The sequence below is a fragment of the Cupriavidus cauae genome (assembly GCF_008632125.1).
Classification (GTDB): Bacteria; Pseudomonadota; Gammaproteobacteria; order Burkholderiales; family Burkholderiaceae; genus Cupriavidus; species Cupriavidus cauae.
Genome location: NZ_VWRN01000023.1, coordinates 57,064 through 74,042 on the forward strand (window position 1 = coordinate 57,064; position 16,979 = coordinate 74,042).

Here is a 16,979-nt window from a genome sequence, read left to right on the forward strand (position 1 = left end):
TGTCAGCGTCTCGTCCGCGTCTCGTCCGGTCTCGATGTCGAGGTCCGCCTTACTGGCGGGCCTCCTCCATCAGCTTCGTGAAGCGGTCGAACAGATAGGCCACGTCGTGCGGGCCGGGCGACGCTTCCGGGTGCCCCTGGAAGCAGAAGGCCGGCTTGTCGTTCAGCGCGAAGCCCTGCAGCGTGCCGTCGAACAGCGAGACGTGGGTCACGCGCGCGTTGGCCGGCAGCGTCGCGGCGTCGACCGCAAAGCCGTGGTTCTGCGAGGTGATCACCACGCGGCCGTCATCCAGGTCCTTGACCGGATGGTTGGCGCCGTGGTGGCCGGTCGGCATCTTGACGGTCTTCGCACCGACGGCCAGGCCCATGATCTGGTGGCCCAGGCAGATGCCGAAGGTCGGGATGCCGCGCTGCAGGAATTCCTGCGTGGCGCGGATCGCGTAGTCGCACGGCTCGGGATCGCCCGGGCCGTTGGCCAGGAAAATGCCGTCCGGCTTGTAGGCCAGCGCGTCGGCGGCGGTCGACTGGGCCGGCAGCACCGTGATGCGGCAGCCGCGCTGGGCCAGCATCCGCAGGATGTTGAACTTGACGCCGTAGTCGAACGCGACCACGTGGAAACGCGGGTTCTCCAGCTTGCCGTAGCCGCGTTCCAGCGCCCACTCGGTCTGGTTCCACTCGTACGGCTCCTTGACCGACACGACCTTGGCCAGGTCCATGCCGGCCAGGCCCGGGAACGAGCGCGCCAGGTCGATGGCCTTCTGCGCGTTGTCCTCGCCGGCCAGGATGCAGCCGTTCTGCGCACCCTTCTCGCGCAGGATGCGGGTCAGCTTGCGGGTGTCGATGCCGGCAATGGCGGGCACCTTCTCCTGCTTCAGGTAGTGCGGCAGCGTGTGCTGCTTGCGGAAGTTCGAGGCGAGCAGCGGCAGATCCTTGATGATCAGGCCGGCGGCATGGACTTTGGTGGCTTCGACATCCTCGGAATTGACGCCGACATTGCCGATATGCGGATACGTCAGCGTGACGATCTGCCGCGAATAGCTCGGGTCGGTGAGGATTTCCTGGTAACCGGTCAGCGCGGTGTTGAACACCACTTCGCCGATGGTATGGCCGGAGGCGCCGATGGAATAGCCACGAAAGACCGTGCCGTCTGCTAGCGCAAGGATGGCGGGCGGAAAAGACGGTAACACGGGTAGGCTCCTGCTGGATTCACCCCGTGACCGACCTCTCTCGACGCCTCGTGCCCCGAATCTGACGGCGAGCGCACCGGCGGCGAGCCGGGGCTGTCGGGCCGGCTGCGCGGGATTCGGCGTGGGGGCGGCGAAGGTGTCGACGGCGATCGGCACGGCGCTCCGGGGCGAATCCGCAGGGCAGCGGTCAGGGCGGCGGAAGGTGGAATGCGGTTGGCGCTAGGGTGAAGGGTTCTGAAAGCGAAACTTTCGGATTCTACCTCACGCCGGCCAATTTCTCAAGTTTTCAAGGACTTGCGTATGCCGGGGGAGGGATTTCCCTCCCCCGGTTACGTGATGCGAGCGCCAGTATCACGCTGTCGCGGGCACGGTCGGCGGCACCACGGCTGTCACTTCGATCTCGACCCGGGCGCGCGGTTCGATCAGGTCCGCGACCTCGACCGCGGTCATGGCCGGAAAGTGGCGCCCGATGATCTGGCGATAGTGTTTGCCGATGGCGGGATAGGCGGCGACATATTCCGCCTTGTCCTTCACATACCAGGTCATTCGGGCGATATGCTCGGGCCGCGCGCCGCCCTGCTCCAGGATCGCGACCACATTGCGCAGCGCCTGGGCCGTCTGCTCGGCGAAGTCGTCGCTTTCGAATTCGCACTGGCCGTTCCAGCCGATCTGGCCGCCGACGAAGATCAGCCGGCTGCCGGCCTGGAATTCGGTCAGGATGCCGTTGGCATAGCCGCGCGGCGCGGCCCAGCCCGGGGGCTGCAGCACGGCCATCGGCTCGCCCCGCTCGGCGGCGGTGGCGGTCTTCGCGGTGTTCGCACTGGTCGAGGATTTGGCGGCAGGCGCCACGATATCGTTCATAGCTTGGACTCGTCAGGAATTCGATGAAGTAGAGGCCGAGATGGCCGAGGCGGCGGAGGTGCCCTCTGCGGCCGAACTGCGCGCTGTGGTCGAAGCGGCCGATGTGGCCGATGTGGCCGATGTGGCCGATGTGGCCGATGTGGCCGATGTGGCCGATGTAGCCGATGTGGCCGATTTGGCCGAGCTGCCCGTTGCGGTCGCTGTGGCCGATGCGGCTTCGGCCGCTTCGTCGACGAAGCGGGCCATCGCCTCGCGCACCGGCGCGGGAAAGGGCCGCGGCGCCATGCGGGCCGTATCGACGCAGACCAGGCGCTGACTGAATTCGACGCGCAGGTCCGCCCGCCGGTCGGCTTCCGCGCCGAGAAAACACACTCGCAGCGTGCAGCTGGAACTGCCCAGCCGCGTCACCGCCAGCTCGCGCGTCAGCACCTCGCCCATCCGGCTCGGCGCGACGAAGCGGCACTGCAGGTCCGCGGTCGGCACGCCGGCATGGTCGGCGCCGTGCATGCGCTCGAACGGCCAGTCGAGCGCCTCGCGAAACCAGTCTTCGACCAGATCGTTCAGCATCTCGAAATAGCGCGGAAAGAACACGATGCCGGCGGCGTCGCAGTCCTTGAAGCGCACCCGCACCGTGTTGCGAAAGCTCGCGGCTGCCGTCATGACGCCGGCGTCCCGTTCTGCTCGGCCATCTGCCGCAGCCGGAAACGCTGCAGCTTGCCGGTCTCGGTGCGCGGCAGCGCGTCGACGAAGTGGATGCGGCGCGGATACTTGTACGGCGCGATCTGCCGCTTGACGTGCTCCTGCAGCGTGACGCGCATCGCATCGTCGCCGTGGAAGCCGGGTCGCAGCACCACATAGGCGGCCACCACCTGGCCGCGCCCGTCATCGGGCGCGCCGACCACGCCGCACTCGGCCACCGCTTCGTGCTGCATCAGCGCGGCCTCGACCTCGGGACCGGCGATGTTGTAGCCGGCGGAGACAATCATGTCGTCCGAACGCGCCTGGTAGAAGTAGTAGCCGTCGGCGTCCATCACGAAGGTATCGCCGGGCAGGTTCCAGCCGTCGCGTACGTAGTTGGCCTGGCGCGGATCGTCCAGATAGCGGCAGCCGGTCGGCCCCTGCACCGCCAGCTTGCCGGGCACGCCGGGCGGCAGCGTCTGCATGTTCTCGTCGACAATGCGCGCGACATAGCCGGGCACTACCTTGCCGATCGCCCCCGGGCGCACCTCGTCGCCGGCGCTGGAGATGAAGATGTGCATCATCTCGGTGCCGCCGATGCCGTCGATCATCTCGATGCCGGTCGCCGCCTTCCAGCTCTGGCGCGTGGCGTCGGGCAGCGCCTCGCCGGCCGACACGCTTTTCTTCAGGCTCGACAGGTCGTAGCGCCCCGCCGCCGCGGCCATCTGGCGATAGAAGGTCGGCGCGGTGAAGACGATGGTCGCGCGCGCGTCCTGGATCAGCGCCAGCAGCGTCTCCGGCGTCAGCTTCTCGGCCAGCACCGTCGAGGCGCCGGCCCGCAGCGGGAAGCACAGCAGCCCGCCCAGGCCGAAGGTGAAGGCCAGCGGCGGCGTGCCGCAGAACACGTCGTCGGCCGTGGGTTTAAGCACATGGCGCGGGAACAGGTCGCACATCGCCAGCACGTCGCGATGGAAATGCACGGTGCCCTTGGGCTGGCCGGTGGTGCCACTGGTAAAGGCGATCAGGCAGATGTCGTCGCTGGCGGTATCGCAGGCGGCGAAATCGTCGGGCTTGCCTTCCAGCGCCGCCTCGAGCGAGCCCGGCCCGCTGCCGTTGAAGCACAGCACCTGCCGCATCGTCGGACAGTGGAACTCGCCGCCCTCGCGCATGTTCGCGTCCAGCTCGTCGCGCAGCCGCGCATCGCACAGCGCGGCGCCCACCTCGGCGCGATCGATTACCTGCTTCAGTTCGCGCGCGCGCAGCAGCGGCATCGTCGGCACCGCGATCAGGCCGGCCTTCAGCGTCGCCAGCAGGCTCGCGGCCATCATCAGGTTGTTGGGACCGCGCAGCAGGATGCGGTTGCCGGGCACCAGTCCCATGTCCTCGGTCAGCACGCGCGCGATGCGGTTGGTCAGCGCGGCCAGCTCGGCATAGCTGACGGTGGCGAACCCGCCGGCGCTGCCGGCATCGGGATAGCGGATCGCGATCCGTTCGCCGCGGCCCTCGCGCACATGGCGATCGACCAGTTCCACCGCCGCGTTGAACCGCTCGGGATAGCGCGTGTCGTCGTTGAACAGGAACTGCGGCCAGGCCTCGCGCGGCGGCAGGCGGTCCTGGGCGAAGGTATCGATGTGGGCTGTGCTCGCCATGGCTGTCTCCTTGATGGGCGGCGCTCGTTCTGTGGAGCGCGCGGTCAGGACCGCGGTTGCCGCGCGGCCAGCGTTTCGCGCGCGACGATCAGCTTCTGCACTTCGGTGGCGCCCTCGTAGATGCGCAGCGAGCGGATCTCACGGTACAGGCTCTCGACCCGGCTGCCGATGCGTACGCCAAGTCCGCCAAACAGCTGCACCGCGCGATCGATCACCATCTGCGCGTTCTCGGTCGCGGTCATCTTGGCCATCGCGGCCTCGCGGGTCGTGCGGACCGGAGCGCCGCCTTGGGTGCCGCCCTGACTGCGGCCCGCGCCGGTATCGCGCAGCCACGCCGCACGCCAGGTCAGCAGCGCGGCCGCGTCGAGCGCGGTCGCCATCTCGCCGAGCGCGGCCTGCGTCAGCTGCAGGTCGGCCAGCTTGCCGCCGAACATCGGGCGCGCGGTGGCCCGCGCGATCGCTTCATCGAGCGCCGCGCGGCCGAAGCCAAGCGCGGCGGCCGCGACCGAGGCGCGGAAGATGTCCAGCGTCATCATTGCCAGCTTGAAGCCCTGCCCCGGCTCGCCCAGCCGCTGCGAGACCGGCACGCGGCAGCCCTCGAAACGCAGCGTGGCCAACGGATGCGGCGCCATCACGTCGATGCGCTCGGCGATCCGCAGGCCCGGCGTATCGGCATCGACGACGAAGGCCGTGATGCCGCGCGCGCCGGGCGCCTCGCCGGTGCGCGCGAACACGCAGTAGAAGTCGGCGATGCCGCCGTTCGATATCCACGTCTTGGTGCCGTCGAGCACGTAGTGGTCGCCGTCCAGCGTCGCGTTGCACTGCATCGCGGCGACGTCGGAACCGGCCTCCGGTTCGGACAGCGCGAAGGCCGCGATCGCCTCGCCGCGCGCCACGCGCGGCAGATAGCGCTGGCGCAGCGTCTCGTCGCCCGCCAGCGTGATCGCGCCCGAGCCCAGGCCCTGCATCGCGAAAGCGAAGTCGGCCAGCCCGTCATGGCGCGCCAGCGTCTCGCGCAGCAGGCACAGCGCGCGCGAATCGAGCTGGTCGAGCGCCCCGCCATGGGCGCGCGGCACGCAGTAGCGCAGCCAGCCGGCTTCGCCGAGCTGGCGCACCAGCGCGCGGCAGTCCGCGTCGACATCGGCGCCGGGCGCATGCGGCTGCGCGGACAACGAGCGCGCGCACCAGGCGTCCAGCTCGCGCGCCAGCGCGCGGTGCGCGTCGTCGAAGAAAGGCAGCGCCAGATCGTCTTGCCAGCCGGTCATGTCAGTTCCCTCGGTTGCCTTCACTGAGTCACCTTCACTCAGTTGCCTTCGAACACGGGCTTCGCCTTGGCGACGAAGGCCTCGTAGGCGCGGCGGAAGTCGCCGGTCTGCATGCAGATCGCCTGGGCCTGCGCCTCGGCCTCGATCGCCTCGTCCAGCCCCATGTTCCATTCCTGGTGCAGCAGCTTCTTGGTGACGCCATGCGCGAAGGTCGGGCCCGCGGCCAGTTGCGCGGCCAGCGCGGCGGCCTCGTCGCGCAGGCGTTCCGGCGCGTGCAGCGCATTGAAGAAGCCCCACTGCAGCCCTTCCTGCGCGCTCATCGCGCGGCCCGTGTACAGCAGCTCGCTGGCGCGTCCCTGGCCGATCATGCGAGGCAGCAGCGTGCAGGCGCCCATGTCGGCGCCGGCCAGGCCGACTCGAACGAACAGGAAGGCGGTACGCGCCGATTCGGTCGCCAGACGCATGTCGGAGGCCAGCGCGATCATCGCGCCCGCGCCAGCGCAGACGCCGTCGACCGCCGCGATGATCGGTTGCGGACACGCCCGCATCGCCTTGACGAGGTCGCCGGTCATGCGCGTGAAATCCAGCAGCTCGGGCATCGCCATCTTCGTCAGCGGGCCGATGATCTCGTGCACGTCGCCGCCCGAGCAAAAATTGCCGCCTGCGCCCTGCACCACCACCGCCTTGATATCGTTCGCATAGACCAGCGCGCGGAACAGATCGCGCAGTTCCGCGTAGGCGTCGAAGGTCAGCGGGTTCTTGCGCTCGGGGCGGTTCAGCGTCACGGTGCCGACCTTGCCGTCATCGGATACCGACCACAGGAAGTGGCGCGGCGCGAAGTCCGCGAAGCCCCGCTTTTGGTGGCGCATGTCCAGTGCGATCTCGTTCATCTGCGTTCTCTCGTCGATGTGTCGATGTGTCGGTGTGTCGGTGCGTCGGTGCGTCGGTGCGTCGGTGTGTCGATGTCTCTGTGCCGATATCCCGGTGTATGGTTTCGTCGCTCGCCGCCGCGGAAAGCCGGTTCAGCCCGCCATCACCTCGCCGCCGGCCACCGCGATGGCCTGGCCCGTGATCGCACTCGCGGACGGCCGGCACAGCCACGCCACCGCGTCGGCCACTTCATCGGGATCCACCAGCCGACGCTGCGGATTGCGGCCGGCCAGTTCGGCGCGCGCCTGCTCTTCCGTGCGGCCGGTCTTGCTCACGATATTGGCCACCGCCTCGCGCACGATGTCGGTATCGGTATAGCCGGGACAGACCGCATTGACCGTGACGCCGCTGCGCGCCAGCTCGAGCGCCAGCGCGCGCGTCAGCCCCAGCACGCCGTGCTTGGCGGCGCAGTAGGCCGTCACATAGGCATAGCCGGTCAGCGCGGCCGTGCTCGCGACATTGACCACGCGGCCCCAGCCCGCGTCCCGCATTGCCGGCAGCGCGGCCTGCGTGCACAGGAAGGTACCGGTCAGGTTCACGTCCAGCATGCGGCGCCACAGCGCCAGGTCGGTTTTTGCAAATGGCGCGCTGTGCGCCTGGCCGGCGTTGTTGACCAGCAGGCCGATCGGACCCAGCGCCCGGGCGGCCGCGTCGAACGCCCGCGCCACGCTGTCGGCATCGGCGACGTCCGCCTGGACTCGATGCAGCCGCGCACCGGGATGGTCCTGCCCAAGCCTCTCCACCGCGCGCGCCAGCGCATCGCCGTCGCGGCCCAGCAGTGTCACGCTGGCGCCGTCGGCCAGCAGCCGAGCGGCAATCGACGCTCCGATGCCGCGCGCGCCGCCGGTGACCAGCGCGTGCCGCCCGTGCAGCGGCAAGGACGAACGATCGCCGCTCATCGCGCCCCCGCCAGCGCCGCGGCGCGTTCGAGGTTGGTCTCCAGCTGCCGCTTGCCGGCCTGGTACTGCACCGGCCAGTCCACCGGGCGATAGCCCAGCTGCGCGGCCTGATGCAGCGTCCAGGCGGGATCGGCCAGATGCGGCCTGGCGATCGCGCACAGGTCGGCGCGGCCCGCGGCGATGATGCTGTCGACGTGATCCGCCTCGGAGATCGCGCCCACGGCGATCGTCGGAATGCCCGCCTCGTTGCGGATGCGGTCCGCGAACGGCGTCTGGTACATGCGCCCATAGACCGGCGTTTGTTCGGGGCTGACCTGGCCCGACGAGCAGTCGATCAGGTCCGCGCCGGCCGCCTTGAAGGCCCGCGCGATCTCGACCGCGTCGTCGGGCGTGATGCCGCCCTCGACCCAGTCGTGCGCGGAAATGCGGACCGACATCGGCCGCTGCGACGGCCATACCTCGCGCACCGCGGCGAACACCTCGAGCGGATAGCGCAGCCGGTTGGCCAGCGATCCGCCGTACTCGTCTTCACGCCGGTTGGTCAGCGGCGAGATGAACGACGACAGCAGATAGCCGTGCGCGCAATGCAGCTCCAGCCAGTCGAAGCCCGCCTCGGCCGCGCGCCGCGCCGCGGCAACGAAATCGTCGCGCACACGGTCCATGTCCTCGCGCGTCATCGCGCGTGGCACCTGCGAGATGCCGGGCAGGTAGGGCAGCGGCGAGGCCGAGACCAGCGGCCAGTTGCCCTCGGGCAGCGGATGGTCCATCGCCTGCCAGCCCAGCTGCGTCGACCCCTTGCGGCCGGCATGGCCGAGCTGCATGCCGATGCGCGCGCCGCCGGCGAGCCCCGTGCCTGCATGCACGAACTCGACGATGCGCCGCCAGGCGTCGCGCTGCACGTCGTTCCACAAACCCGGGCATCCCGGCGTGATGCGCGCATCGGGCGAGACGCAGGTCATCTCGGCCATCACCAGGCCGGCGCCGCCCTGGGCGCGCGCGCCCAGATGCACCAGATGGAAGTCGCCGGGCACGCCGTCGACGCAGCAATACATCGCCATCGGCGACACCACCACGCGGTTCTTCAGCGTCAGGCCGCGCACGCGGTAAGGCGTGAACATCGGCGGCAGCGCACCGTCATGCGCGCGCAGGCTTTCCTCGGGCACGCCGGCCTGCCGCGCCAGCCAGCGCTCGTAGTCCTCGACATAGGTGCGATCGCGCAGCCGCAGGTTCTCGTGCGAGATGCGCTGCGAGCGCGTCAGCAGCGAATAGGCGAACTGCTCGGGCGCCAGGCCCGCATAACGCTCGACGTGCTCGAACCATTCGGTGGAATTGCGCGCGGCGTTCTGGATCTTCAGCACCTCGACGCTGCGGGTGGCCTCGTAGCGGCGCAGCGCCTCGTCGAGCGCGTCCGGACCGGGCTCCGTCATGCCGCGCAGATTGCTGGCCAGATCGATCGCATCCTCGAGCGCCAGCTTGGTGCCCGAGCCGATCGAGAAATGCGCGGTGTGGGCGGCATCGCCCATCAGCACCACCGGCACGCGGCGGCCGCCGGCCAGCGTGTTCCAGTGGACCCAGGTGTTGCAGATCACGCGGTTGAAGCGGATCCAGTTGGCCGAGCCGCGCAGGTGGGTGGCGTTGCTGATCAAGGGCTGGCCATCGAGATATTTTGCGAACAGCCGCTCGCAGTAGGCGATGCCCTGCTGCTGGTCCATCTGCTCGATGCCGGCGGCGCGCCAGACGCGTTCCGGCGTCTCGACGATAAAGGTCGACGTATCGTCGTCGAAGCGGTAGGCGTGCGCCTGGAACCAGCCGTGCTCGGTCTGTTCGAAGGCGAAGGTGAAGGCGTCGAAGCGCTTCTTGGTGCCGAGCCAGACGAAGCGGCACTGGCGCGTGTCGATGTCCGGCGCGAAGGTCCCGGCGTAGCGGGTGCGCACGCGGCTGTTGACGCCGTCCGAGGCGATCACCAGGTCGGCGCGGTATGTCTCTGCCAGCGCCTGGTCGTCCTGCACGTCGGTCTCGAACACCAGTTCCACGCCCAGCGCCTCGCAGCGCGCCTGCAGGATGTTCAGCAGGCGCTTGCGCCCGATACCGATGAAGCCGTGCCCGCTGGAGCGCATCGTGCGGCCACGGAAGTGGATGTCGATGTCATCCCAGTGATTGAACGCCGCGTCGATCTCGCGCGCGCTCTCCGGGTCGGCCTCGCGCAGGTTGTCCATGGTGGCGTCCGAGAACACCACGCCCCAGCCGAAGGTGTCGTAGGGCCGGTTGCGCTCGACCACCACCACCTCGTGGCGCGGATCCTGCCGCTTCATCAGCAGGCCGAAGTAGAGGCCGGCCGGTCCGCCGCCAATACACAGTACTCGCATCTGTCGTCTCCTCGCGGCGTCGGGTCGCTACCGCTCGCCACCGTTCGCCACGGATCGCGACCGTTCGCCCCTGACCGCCATGGATGGGCACCGGTCGCGGCTGATCACCACTGCCGTTGTGGATGTGCGGGCGCGGCGCCGTCATCCTGTGCCGCCTGTGCCGCAATCAATGCAGCCCTAAATATTTTATATCTAAAATAATAGGGCGAGGATGACCGCTTGGCAAGCGGCACCACCGGCATGGCCGTGGGCGCCGCTCGCCGGCGTGTGCTCAGCCCTGCAGCGCCTCCCGGAACTGCGCCAACGCCGACGGGTCCTCGATGGTCGTCAGGTCGCCGGGATCGCGCCCTTCCGCCACCGCCTGGATCGCGCGGCGCAGCAGCTTGCCGGAGCGCGTCTTCGGCAAGGCGCCGACGAACACCACGCGAGACGGCCGCGCGACCGCGCCGAGTTGCCGGTCCACGGTCTGCATGATCTCGCCTTCGAGCGCCATGCGGTCCTGCGGCGTGGCGGCGCGTCCCGCATCGCGCAGGATGCAGACCGCCAGCGCAACCTGCCCCTTCAGCGGATCGGCGATGCCCACCACCGCGACCTCGGCCACGGCGGGATGCGAGGCGATGCTTTCCTCGATCTCGCGCGTCCCCAGCCGGTGGCCGGCGACGTTCAGCACGTCGTCGGTGCGCCCGAGGATGAACAGGTAGCCGTCCTCGTCGCGCACGCCCCAGTCGAAGGTCGAGTAGCGCTGGCGATCGGGAAAGCCGGACCAGTAGGTCTTGACGAAACGCTCGTCGTCGCCCCAGACCGTGCTCATGCAGCCCGGCGGCAGCGGCCCCTCGATCGCCACCACGCCCTTCTGCCCCGGCGCGCATTCGGCGCCGGTCTGCTCGTCCACGATGCGCACGTCGTAGCCGTACACCGGCAGCCCCGGCGAACCCAGCTTGGCGGGCAGCGCCTCGATGCCGTGCTGTAGGGCGATGATCGGCCAGCCGGTCTCGGTCTGCCAGTAGTTGTCGACCACCGGCTTGCCGATGGCCGACTGGATCCAGCTCGCGGTCGGCTCGTCCAGCGGCTCGCCCGCCAGGAACAGCATGCGCAGGCTCGACAGGTCGTAGCGGGTCAGCCAGGCCGGGTCCTGCTTCTTCAGCACGCGGATCGCGGTCGGCGCGCTGAACATCACGTTGACGCGATACTGCTCGACCAGCTGCCACAGGATGCCGGCATCAGGCCGCACCGGCGTGCCCTCGTACAGCACCGTCGTCATGCCGGCCAGCAGCGGGCCGTAGACGATATAGCTGTGGCCGACGACCCAGCCGATGTCCGAGGTGCAGAACATTGTGTCGCCGGGCTTGCCGCAGAAGATGTATTCCATCGACGTGGCCAGCGCGACGGCATAGCCGCCGGTATCGCGCTGCACGCCCTTGGGCTTGCCGGTGGTACCCGACGTGTAGAGGATGTACGACGGCGCGCTCGATTCCAGCCATTCGCACGGCACCTGCGTCCCGCCGACGCGCTCGCGCCAGGCCAGGTAGTCCTCGTCGCGGCCAGGGGTGCGCTCCATCGGCGCGAGCCCGCGGTCGACCAGCAGCACCTTCTCGGGCGGGTTCTGCGCCAAGCGCAGCGCCTCGTCGAGCAGCGGCTTGTAGGGCACGACCTTGCCGCCGCGCGAGCCGGCGTCGGCGCTGACCACCACGCGCGGCCGCGCGTCGTCGATGCGGGCCGCCAGGCTGACCGAGGCAAAGCCGCCGAACACCACCGAGTGCACCGCGCCGATGCGCGTGCAGGCCAGCATCGCGAACACCGCCTCGGGGATCATCGGCATATAGATCAGCACGCGGTCGCCCTGGCGCACCCCCAGCGCCAGCAGCACCGCCGCCATGCGGTTGACCTCGGCGTGCAGCTCGCGATAGCTGTAGCTGCGGCGCTGGTCGGTTTCGGTGGAGACATGGACCAGTGCCGGCTGCTCGGCGCGCTTGGCCAGGTGCCGGTCTACCGCGTTATGGCAGAGATTGGTGCGGCCGCCGACGAACCAGCGCGCAAACGGCGGCCGGCTGTAGTCGAGTACCTGTTCGCAGGGGGTCTGCCAGTCGATGCGGCGGGCCTGTTCGGCCCAGAAGGCGTCGGGATCGACGAGGGAGCGCGCGTGCACGGCGCGGGTGGTGGTCATTGCTGTCTCCTCCGCTGGGGCGGCGGTTATCGTTGGACCGCCAGTTTGCCACCACCGGCACCGGCTTCGCCATCCGCAATGTCCACAAGGTCACGCGCGGGGCCGGCTGGTCCGACTGATCCCGCTGATCCGGCTGGCCCGGCTCGCCAAAGAAAAAGGGCACGCCCCTCGGCATGCCCTTTCCCGTGTCTTCGGCGCCGCTGTCGACTGCGCCGGTGCCTGCTGCGGTGCCGCGCCTCAGCGCGCCTTGCCCTTCGCCTTGGCCTTCGGTGCGGCGCTGGCCTTGGCGCTGGCGCGGCTGCCGGACGCCTTGGCGCTGGCCTTGGCGGACGCCCTGGACGACGCCCGCACCGCCTTGCCGTGCGGTTCGACCACCACCCGCTGGCGGGCGCTCACGCGGCTGCCCTTGCCCGACACGCGGATCACCCGTACCTCGTCGTCGCGCTCGGCGATGGCCCGCGCGCGCTTGACCGGCACGTTGAGCACCAGGCTCTGCCCGGCCACCAGCTTGGAGCCGGACAGCTTGTTCCAGGCGCGCACCTGGCTGACCGACACGCCATAGCGGCGCGCCACCGAGGCCACCGTATCGCGCTTGCCGGCGCGCACCACCAGCCGGCGCGCTTCGGGCAGGTCCGGCTCCATCGCCAGGATCGCGTTCTCCGCCAGCGTGGCGCTGATGTCCTGGGTATGGCGTCCGGAGCGGGGGATCATCACGGTCGAGCCGGGCTTGAGCCGCATCCCCTTCGGAATCCGGTTGATCTCGCGCAGCGTGTCCGGATCGACGTTCAGCCGCGCCGCCAGCGATTCGACGCGCTCGCGGCCGTCCACCGTCACCGCGGTCCAGCTCGACAGGCCGCCGCGATAGGTGTTCAGGTTGTACTGGAAGCGCTCGGCGTTCTCGAACGGCAGCAGGATCTGCGGGTTCGACGCGCCCAGGATCACCGGCTTGTTGAACGACGGATTGAGCGCGCGGAATTCCTCCAGCGGCATGTTGGCCAGCTTGGCGGCCAGCGTCACGTCGATGTCCCGCGAAGTGGTTACCGTGACGAAGTACGGGTGGTCCGGAATCGGCGGCAGCGTGACGCCATACGAGGCCGGATTGCTGACGATGTTCTTGACCGCCTGCAGCTTCGGCACGTAGTAGCGCGTCTCGTTGGGCATCGTCAGGCTGGCGTAGTCGGTCGGCAGCCCGCGCGCCTCGTTGCGCGCGATCGCCCGCGACACCGCGCCCTCGCCCCAGTTGTACGCCGCCAGCGCCAGATGCCAGTCGCCGAACATGTCGTGCAGCCGGCTCAGGTAGTCCAGCGCCGCTTCGGTCGAGGCGAGCACGTCGCGGCGCTCGTCGCGGAACATGTTCTGCTTCAGGTTGTAGCTCTTGCCGGTGCTCGGAATGAACTGCCACATGCCCGCCGCCTTCGCGCTCGACACCGCCTCTGGATTGAACGCGCTCTCGACAAAGGGCAGCAGCGCCAGCTCGGTCGGCATGTTGCGGCGTTCGAGCTCGGCGACGATGTGGTACAGGTATTTGCTCGACCGCGCGATCATCCGCTCCATATAGTCGGGCCGCGCCGCATACCACTGCGTGCGGTCCTCGACCAGCGTGCCTTCCAGGTCCGGCATCGAAAAGCCGCGACGGATGCGCACCCAGATGTCCTGCGACTGGCCCAGTGTCCAGTCGATCCTGTCCTCGTCGACGTTGATCGGCGCGGTATCGCGCGCGATGGTTGGCGGCAGGTGGATCGAATTGAGCGGATCGGTGGGGGGAAGGCCGGATTTGGGCTTGGTGGCGGAGGCCAGGGCGGTCGGCGAGCCGGCCGTGCCGGCTTCATCAGGCGGAACGGGCGTGCTGGCACATGCCGCCAGCAGCGCCGCACAGGCTACGGCCGCCAGGTATCGACCAATTCTCATCAATTTCTCGGATCGTGACGCTAAAAATTGGCTGATGCTAAAGACAAAGCGGCTCGTGCGTCAATCGGATTTTCCGCATTCCGCGGGGGCGCTTAGCGGTGGCGCGGATGGATGGGCGGGATGTCGGTCAGCGAAAGCCGTCCTTCCAGGCCCGCAGCGCGCCGAACGCCGCGGCATCGTCGCCCGCCTGCGCGCCCTGCCCGGCCAGTGCCCGGCGCACGGCGGGCTCGCGCGAGCGCAGGAAGGGATTGACCGCGCGCTCGTGGCCGATGGTGGTCGGCACGGTCGGCTCGCCGGCGGCGCGCAGCGCCTCGACGCGCGCCTCCCAGGCGGCCAGCGCGGCGTTGTCCGGCTCGACCGCGCGGGCGAAGCGGACATTGCTGCGCGTATACTCGTGAGCGCAATAGACGCGGGTCGCGTCGGGCAGCGCGGCCAGCTTGTCCAGCGACGCCAGCATCTGCGCCGGCGTCCCCTCGAACAGCCGCCCGCAGCCGCTGGCGAACATCGTGTCCCCGCAGAACACCACCGGGCCGATGCCGACCAGCTCGCCGGTGTAGGCGATATGTCCCGCGGTATGGCCGGGCACCTCGAGCACCCGCAGCCGCAGCGCCGGCGCCTTCAGCTCGACCTCGTCGCCCTCGCGCACCGCGCGGGTACGATGGCCGATGCGCTCGGCGGCGGGTCCGATCACCGGCACAGGCTCGCCGTCGGGCCCGGCCGGCCAGGCCGCCAGCAGGTCCGCCACCCCGCCCTGGTGATCGCCGTGGTGGTGGGTGATTACAATGGCGCCCAGGACCAGCCCCGCCCGCGCCAGATAGGCCAGCACCGGCGCGGCCTCGCCGGGATCGACCACGGCGGCGGCATGACCGTCGTCGATCGCCCAGATATAGTTATCCTGGAAAGCGGGGATCGGCTCCACCCTCAACATGCGTGCTCCTATGTCCAAGCGTCCGATTATAGATTGGGAAAACTGGCTGGCCTCCCCGCCCGGCCAGTACATGCTGCGCTGGGAGGAAGGCCAGTACGACCGCACCGTGGCCGACATCTTCGGCTATCACGCGATCCAGCTCGGCATGCCGGTGCTGGACACCCTGCGCGAGAACCGCATGCCGTTCGGCGGCCTGGCGCTGGACGCCCGCAGCGGCCCGCACGGCGCGCGCGCCGCGGAGACGGGCAGCGCCCCCGGTGCCCAGGTGCTGTGCCGCTTCGACGAGCTGCCCTTCGATACGCAGAGCCTCGACCTGGTCACGCTGCCCCACGTGCTCGAATTCTCCGAGGATCCCCACGAGGTACTGCGCGAGGTCTCGCGCGTACTGATGCCCGAGGGGCGCGTGGTGGTGTCCTGCTTCAATCCGATGAGCCTGTGGGGCGCGCGCCAGGGCCTGAACCGGCTCGGCGCCGATCCCTTCCTGCCGACCGACGCCCAGTCGATCGGCTTCGTTCGCATCAAGGACTGGCTCAAGCTGCTCGGCTTCGATATCATCCGCGGCCGCTTCGGCTGCTATTGTCCGCCCTACCGCACCGACCGCTGGCTGCAGCGCGCCGCGTTCATGGAGAAGGCCGGCGATCGCTGGTGGCCAATCTTCGGCGCGGTCTATATGCTGTCGGCGGTCAAGCGCGTGCGCAACATCCGTCTGGTCGGGCCGGCCTGGAAGACGCCAAAGGCGGCGCTGGCGCCGGTGGCGGCCCCGGTCGCCACGCCCAACGGCACGCACGGCAAGGCGCCCGGCGAAGAGAAGTAACGAAAGTCGGGGCCAGCGCCGCAGCCCCGCCCCGCCCGCTGCCGAGCCCGTGCCGGCCCGGCACTGAATCCAACCTTGTCCGCCCCGGCGGACGCCCGGCCCGCGGCGCCGTCCCGCCGCACCGGTTCCCAACCTTCATCGATGCAAGAAGTCACGATCTATTCCGATGGCGCCTGCAAAGGCAATCCCGGCCCCGGCGGCTGGGGCGCCGTGCTCGTCGCCAATGGCCACGTCAAGGAGCTGTTCGGCGGCGAGGCCAATACCACCAACAACCGGATGGAGCTGACCGCCGTCATCGAGGCGCTGCGCGCGCTGAAGCGGCCGTGCAAGGTGCAGGTCTGGACCGATTCGCAATACGTGCAGAAAGGCATCTCCGAATGGATCCGCGGCTGGAAGGCGCGCGGCTGGAAAACCGCCGAGAAGAAGCCCGTCAAGAACGCCGACCTGTGGCAGGCGCTCGACGCCGCTGCCGCCGAGCACGACGTCACCTGGCACTGGGTGCGCGGCCACAACGGCCACCCGGGCAATGAACGGGCCGACGCGCTGGCCAATCGCGGTGTCGCCTCCCTCACCGGCGCCCAGGTTGAGTAGAATGCCCGCCATGCGACAAATCGTACTGGACACCGAAACCACGGGCCTGAACGCCGCCACCGGCGACCGGCTGATCGAAATCGGCTGCGTCGAGCTGGTCAACCGGCGGCTGACCGGACGCAACCTGCATTTCTATATCAACCCGGAGCGCGACATCGACGCCGGCGCGATTGCGGTGCACGGCCTGACGGTGGAATTCCTGGCGGACAAACCCAAGTTCGCCGAGGTCGTCCACGAGATCCGCGATTTCGTCCAGGACGCCGAGCTGATCATCCACAACGCCGCGTTCGACCTGGGCTTCCTCGACATGGAATTCCAGCGGCTAGGCCTGCCGCCGTTCCGCAAGCATGTCGGCAGCGTGATCGATACGCTGCTCGAAGCGCGCCAGATGTTCCCCGGCAAGCGCAACTCGCTCGACGCCCTGTGCGAACGCCTGGGCGTCAGCAACGCGCACCGCACGCTGCACGGCGCGCTGCTGGACGCGGAGCTGCTGGCCGAGGTCTACCTGGCGATGACGCGCGGCCAGAACTCGCTGGTGATCGACATGATGGACGCGAGCGCGGGCGCCGGCCCGGCCGCGGTCGCCACCGCCGACCTGTCGGCGCTGCGCCTGCCGGTGCTGGAGCCAAGCGAGGACGAACTCGCCGCGCACGCCGCGGTGCTCAAGGACCTCGACAAGGCCAGCGGCGGCAAGACGGTATGGCAGGAGGCGCCGCCGTTGGAAGAGGCGGCATGACGCC

The 16,979-nt window shown here is 69.3% G+C and carries 13 protein-coding genes and 1 pseudogene; 3 read left to right on the forward strand and 11 right to left on the reverse strand.

Going from position 1 to position 16,979, the window contains the following annotated elements; translation table 11 throughout:
* Positions 1 to 49 precede the first annotated feature (49 nt).
* The 11 genes and pseudogenes from carA to gloB all read right to left on the reverse strand — a co-directional run bounded on the left by carA (position 50) and on the right by gloB (position 14,834).
* Positions 50 to 1,186: a glutamine-hydrolyzing carbamoyl-phosphate synthase small subunit gene (gene carA, locus F1599_RS07420; RefSeq protein ID WP_064576072.1), complete on the reverse strand. Its 1,137-nt coding sequence runs from the start codon at positions 1,184 to 1,186 to the stop codon at positions 50 to 52.
* Positions 1,187 to 1,537: 351 nt separating this feature from the next.
* Positions 1,538 to 1,960, reverse strand: coding sequence for a RidA family protein (locus F1599_RS07425; protein ID WP_149319873.1), 423 nt, complete (start codon positions 1,958 to 1,960; stop codon positions 1,538 to 1,540).
* A 312-nt stretch (positions 1,961 to 2,272) separates the two neighbouring features.
* Positions 2,273 to 2,707, reverse strand: a pseudogene (locus tag F1599_RS07430) (acyl-CoA thioesterase); the annotation flags it as partial.
* Complete coding sequence (locus tag F1599_RS07435) at positions 2,704 to 4,374, reverse strand: AMP-binding protein (RefSeq protein ID WP_149319827.1); 1,671 nt, start codon at positions 4,372 to 4,374, stop codon at positions 2,704 to 2,706. The gene F1599_RS07435 and the pseudogene F1599_RS07430, both read right to left, overlap by 4 nt.
* Before the next feature lie 44 nt (positions 4,375 to 4,418).
* The gene (locus F1599_RS07440) at positions 4,419 to 5,639 is read right to left on the reverse strand and encodes an acyl-CoA dehydrogenase family protein (RefSeq protein ID WP_150082654.1); all 1,221 of its coding nucleotides are present in this window, start codon (positions 5,637 to 5,639) and stop codon (positions 4,419 to 4,421) included.
* A 38-nt stretch (positions 5,640 to 5,677) separates the two neighbouring features.
* Entirely contained in the window at positions 5,678 to 6,529 is an 852-nt protein-coding gene (locus F1599_RS07445) for an enoyl-CoA hydratase family protein (protein WP_149319825.1), read from the reverse strand.
* A 132-nt stretch (positions 6,530 to 6,661) separates the two neighbouring features.
* Entirely contained in the window at positions 6,662 to 7,468 is an 807-nt protein-coding gene (locus F1599_RS07450) for an SDR family NAD(P)-dependent oxidoreductase (RefSeq protein ID WP_150082655.1), read from the reverse strand.
* On the reverse strand, positions 7,465 to 9,834 hold the full coding sequence (locus F1599_RS07455; RefSeq protein WP_150082656.1) for a bifunctional salicylyl-CoA 5-hydroxylase/oxidoreductase: 2,370 nt from the start codon (positions 9,832 to 9,834) through the stop codon (positions 7,465 to 7,467). Before F1599_RS07455 ends, F1599_RS07450 begins: the two co-directional genes overlap by 4 nt.
* 271 nt (positions 9,835 to 10,105) lie before the next feature.
* On the reverse strand, positions 10,106 to 11,998 hold the full coding sequence (locus F1599_RS07460; protein WP_149319822.1) for a propionate--CoA ligase: 1,893 nt from the start codon (positions 11,996 to 11,998) through the stop codon (positions 10,106 to 10,108).
* 237 nt (positions 11,999 to 12,235) lie between these two features.
* The gene (locus F1599_RS07465; protein WP_149319821.1) at positions 12,236 to 13,906 is read right to left on the reverse strand and encodes a transglycosylase SLT domain-containing protein; all 1,671 of its coding nucleotides are present in this window, start codon (positions 13,904 to 13,906) and stop codon (positions 12,236 to 12,238) included.
* A 127-nt stretch (positions 13,907 to 14,033) separates the two neighbouring features.
* Positions 14,034 to 14,834 carry a hydroxyacylglutathione hydrolase gene (gloB, locus tag F1599_RS07470; protein ID WP_150082657.1) on the reverse strand — a complete coding sequence of 267 codons (801 nt, stop codon included), beginning with the start codon at positions 14,832 to 14,834 and terminating at the stop codon, positions 14,034 to 14,036.
* Between the two features lie 10 nt (positions 14,835 to 14,844).
* Between gloB and F1599_RS07475 the strand changes: the two genes are divergently transcribed.
* The 3 genes from F1599_RS07475 to dnaQ all read left to right on the forward strand — a co-directional run bounded on the left by F1599_RS07475 (position 14,845) and on the right by dnaQ (position 16,975).
* On the forward strand, positions 14,845 to 15,648 hold the full coding sequence (locus tag F1599_RS07475; RefSeq protein ID WP_150082658.1) for a methyltransferase domain-containing protein: 804 nt from the start codon (positions 14,845 to 14,847) through the stop codon (positions 15,646 to 15,648).
* Between the two features lie 141 nt (positions 15,649 to 15,789).
* Positions 15,790 to 16,239, forward strand: a complete 450-nt coding sequence (gene rnhA, locus F1599_RS07480; RefSeq protein WP_149319818.1) for a ribonuclease HI — start codon at positions 15,790 to 15,792, stop codon at positions 16,237 to 16,239.
* A 10-nt stretch (positions 16,240 to 16,249) separates the two neighbouring features.
* Positions 16,250 to 16,975 (forward strand): DNA polymerase III subunit epsilon, encoded by a 726-nt coding sequence (gene dnaQ / locus F1599_RS07485; RefSeq protein WP_149319817.1) that lies wholly within the window; start codon positions 16,250 to 16,252, stop codon positions 16,973 to 16,975.
* The last annotated feature ends 4 nt before the right edge of the window (positions 16,976 to 16,979 follow it).